This window comes from Streptomyces sp. WM6386, assembly GCF_000972385.1.
Lineage (GTDB): Bacteria > Actinomycetota > Actinomycetes > Streptomycetales > Streptomycetaceae > Streptomyces.
On record NZ_JXTE01000415.1, the window covers coordinates 1 to 541 of the forward strand.

Annotated in this window: 1 pseudogene; it reads right to left on the reverse strand. The window is 68.2% G+C overall.

The features are described 5' to 3' along the window. Positions 1–541, reverse strand: a pseudogene (locus TN53_RS42010) (hypothetical protein); the annotation flags it as partial.

The following is a 541-nucleotide window of genomic DNA, read 5'->3' on the forward strand; positions in this document are numbered from 1 at the left end:
TGTTGGGGTCGAACGGCCGCGCTTCCGTGCTCAGCGCCACCGAGCCCTTGGCGCCCGCCACCCGCTTGTCGATCTTCAGCTCGAAGGTGTAGGTCTCGCCGCTGCCCTCATTGAGCGACCGCATGCCGCAGACATACGTCTTGCCCTCCGCACGGCAGAACTGGCCGCGCTTGGCGACGGACGTTCCAGCGGGAGGCGGGATGATCACCCTGACGACCTGATCCCCTTCCCTGGGCTGAACCCAGGCGGGCCCGGCGTTGGTGAACGTCGCCTTCATCGTCACCGTGTCACCGACGCTCCCCTTCAACGCGTCACCCGTCACCTGGTAGTCGGCCGTGTTGACCGCGGTGACGGGCACAGTGACAACTCCTGCGGACCCCTCGCTCCCGGTCTGTCCCTCGACCAGCTTGACCGCCGGTGCGGTTCCCGCCACCGGCTCAGTGCCGTTGTCGTCGACCCCGGGCTCGACGTCCCCGACACGCACGCGCAGCTCCTCGTTGAGGGCGCGGTCCAGTGCCGTGACACGCAGAAGCTTCTCGGG